Source organism: Polynucleobacter sp. Latsch14-2, assembly GCF_018881925.1.
GTDB lineage: Bacteria > Pseudomonadota > Gammaproteobacteria > Burkholderiales > Burkholderiaceae > Polynucleobacter.
In genome coordinates, this window is the sequence record NZ_JACVPL010000033.1 from 1 (window position 1) to 2,732 (window position 2,732).

At 42.6% G+C, this 2,732-nt stretch carries 5 protein-coding genes and 1 pseudogene; 4 read left to right on the forward strand and 2 right to left on the reverse strand.

Going from position 1 to position 2,732, the window contains the following annotated elements; all coding sequences use genetic code 11:
- Together ICN46_RS11770 and ICN46_RS11775 are read right to left on the reverse strand one after the other, a co-directional pair.
- Positions 1 to 205, reverse strand: a pseudogene (locus ICN46_RS11770) (hypothetical protein); the annotation flags it as partial.
- A complete protein-coding gene (locus ICN46_RS11775; RefSeq protein WP_216156234.1) occupies positions 206 to 871 on the reverse strand; it encodes a Spy/CpxP family protein refolding chaperone in 666 nt (221 codons plus the stop codon).
- Between the two features lie 144 nt (positions 872 to 1,015).
- Between ICN46_RS11775 and ICN46_RS11780 the strand changes: the two genes are divergently transcribed.
- The 4 genes from ICN46_RS11780 to ICN46_RS11795 all read left to right on the forward strand — a co-directional run.
- On the forward strand, positions 1,016 to 1,456 hold the full coding sequence (locus ICN46_RS11780; RefSeq protein WP_216209082.1) for a DUF3106 domain-containing protein: 441 nt from the start codon (positions 1,016 to 1,018) through the stop codon (positions 1,454 to 1,456).
- Positions 1,457 to 1,464: 8 nt separating this feature from the next.
- A complete protein-coding gene (locus ICN46_RS11785; protein ID WP_216209085.1) occupies positions 1,465 to 2,037 on the forward strand; it encodes an RNA polymerase sigma factor in 573 nt (190 codons plus the stop codon).
- Complete coding sequence (locus tag ICN46_RS11790; protein ID WP_216209088.1) at positions 2,024 to 2,329, forward strand: hypothetical protein; 306 nt, start codon at positions 2,024 to 2,026, stop codon at positions 2,327 to 2,329. Before ICN46_RS11785 ends, ICN46_RS11790 begins: the two co-directional genes overlap by 14 nt.
- Positions 2,330 to 2,397: 68 nt before the next feature.
- On the forward strand, positions 2,398 to 2,732 hold a 335-nt coding region (locus tag ICN46_RS11795), incomplete at its 3' end, for a hypothetical protein (RefSeq protein WP_216209091.1).

A 2,732-nucleotide genomic window follows, 5' to 3' on the forward strand; every position in this document is an offset into this window, starting at 1 on the left:
TTGAATTGCTTCGAATGGATAGGTATGAAAAGATAGAGCTTGCTAGAAAGATGAGGGCATCTAGAGCTAGGAGGTCATCTACCCAATAGGCAATGCCACGGTTGGTCTGAGTGAGCTTCACAATGCTGATAACGGTCATGCATACACCAAGCATTGCGCCTGAAGTCGGCAGAATATGACCGCTTAGATTATTGGGGTTACGCATTTACTGGTGAATGTAGTCTGGTAAAGTGCCTGACCCAGATTTTTGGTTGGGCGACGGTGATCCACCGAGTTCTGGCAAGTTGTAGTTTGGTTGGCTTGGAGTCAGCTTTTTTTGACTTGCATTAATAAAAGTAGGTACTTTACTATCAAAAGATACCTTTTGCTCAGAAGTCAACAATTTGTAAAGCGGTTTGGCGGACTCATCAACCTCTTTTAAGCTGGTATATCGATTTTTTGCATCTTCGGTAGATTGATTTAGATATTTCAGTCCATCAATGGTGGCGGAACTATCGATATTCAATTTAGCTCTTTCTTTGGCAACATCGCTTGCATAGAGCCTCACCTTGATTGCAAAATTACCCCAAGCCTTGCTTTGTTCGGATGTTAGCTTAAGGCTTTCCTCAAGGCGAGATAATCTAGTTTCGATTTGCTCATAAGTAAGCAGATGTGAGCCTGGAGCAGGCACTGAGATATGAGTATTTGCCGATGTGCTGGAAGAGTCGGGATTAGAGACATTGCGCCCGGCGCCCCTTCGCATTCCAGGCATTCCTGGGATCCCAGAGCCTTGGGATCCGCCCCATTGAGCAAAAGACTCTTTAACGGGCAATATTGCTACTAAAACTAGAAAACTCATGATAATTGAGCGCAATGGCATGGTTTGATTCATTTTTCTCTCAAATGGATGTCTCTAACTGTTGTTAGACAGTAATTTTGAAAAATACTTACTCTAAAAAGAAAATAATTATTTTGTTTTGGTCGTAAGTTTTCTATAGGTGCTCGCGTCTAAGTAGTAACAAACAAGGAGATATAAATGAAAAGAGCAATGCAAGGTTTAATGATGGCAAGTATTTTGATGGTGGGAGCGATTGGTATTGCAAGCGCAGCTTTGCCTGAGCCACAGGATCCTCAAGTGGTGGCTAATATGAGCTATGAGCAGCGTCTTCAGATGTCTAAGGATCTACGAGAGCAGTTTAAGCAAGCCACACCAGAAGAGCGCCGTGAGTATCGCCAAAAACTGCATGCAAAATTCAAAGCCTTAAGTCCTGAAGAGCGTAAAGCACTTCGCGAGAAGATGCATGCCCAATGGAAGGCGTTAACTCCAGAACAAAAGAAAGAGCTACGCGAGAACCGCAAAGCTATGATTGCCGCAATGACGCCAGAAGAGCGCCTTGAAATGAAAAAAGAGCGTGAAGAGTGGATGAAGACGCACCCTCACGAAAAAGAGCATTGGAATAAGCCAATGAGCAATTAAGGATCAGTTTGACTTTATTTCCTAGTAAGCAAAACCGCATCGAGCAGGCTTTATTAAAAGGAGCTGTAGCGGGGGATTCCAAGGCGTCAAAAGAAGTCATTCGCCTACTGAGTTCCCCTGCATATTTCTTGGCCTGGAAGATGCTTGGCAACAAAGAAGACGCAGAAGATGTCGTACAAGAGGCCTTTATCCGCTTGTGGAAAAGTGCCGATTCGTTTGCGGGAAAGTCAGGACTTGTTACTTACTTTTACGCAATCGTGAGCAATCTTTGTTTGGATAGGATCAAAAGTATTAATAAGGGATTCTTTGAGGAGTTTGATGAGATTGAGCATCAACCCATGAAAGAGATTGAGTGGAGTATCGCAGAGGGCGTCAGCCCAGAAAGCATTAAAAAGGCAATGGATGTTTTAAGTGGCAAACAAAGAATGGCGATGTTGATGTGGGCCTATCAAGATATGACGGCTGAGGAGGTTGGCCGCGTAATGGGTATGAATAAGAATAGCGTCGATCAATTGTTATATAGGGCTAAGTTGAAACTCAAGATGGAATTAGAAAAAGGTGAATCTCATGCGAGCGAATGATAAAAAACATTTAAAGAAAGTGTTAGATCAAATCGAAGTGCAAGAGTCATCTACCCAGTTTGAACAACGCATTTATCAAGATTGGCAACGAGCTGTCTCTAAGGGAGATCAACCAACGGATCGATTCTCTGAGGTTTTGGTTCTTGCTAGATTACATCCTAGGCTTGTCACATTGATTGCGATAGTAATCATCACGATTTCAGTGTTATTGGGTCAGCATCTGCTGACATCTCCGGAGGAAGAATTGCATCGAATTGATGCCTTATCTGAATTAAGCCTCTCAACTATTTAATCTACAGTGTTCTCCCTTGCCCCTGAACTCAAATGAGTTTTCGGGGCTTTTTTAACCTAAGGAGCATCATGAAAAAGCAACTATTAGCAGCGATACTCACTACTGTGGGGATGGTGGGTTTGACTTATTCTCAAAATGCTTTGTTTCAGTCAACGCCAGAGCCAACTGTGCGCCAACAAATATCTGAGATGCAAAAGCAATTTGCTGAATGCATCAATCAAGCCAAGAGGAGCGATGCGGCAAAGGTTGTCAATAATGAATTATTTGAGATCGTTCCTAAATCAGACCATAAGATGAATTTATTTACTACTGAAAACAAAATTACGGATGAAGAAGCAAAGGCACTAACGGCTTACTTAGCCTCTACAAGTCAATGTCGAGCAATATCTAGTCATTTTCCCGT

Bases quoted from the DNA above. Each gene is read 5' to 3' on its own strand.
- ICN46_RS11775 (WP_216156234.1), bottom strand. From the start codon at position 871: ATGAATCAAACCATGCCATTGCGCTCAATTATCATGAGTTTTCTAGTT.
- ICN46_RS11780 (WP_216209082.1), top strand. From the start codon at position 1,016: ATGAAAAGAGCAATGCAAGGTTTAATGATGGCAAGTATTTTGATGGTG.
- ICN46_RS11790 (WP_216209088.1), top strand. From the start codon at position 2,024: ATGCGAGCGAATGATAAAAAACATTTAAAGAAAGTGTTAGATCAAATC.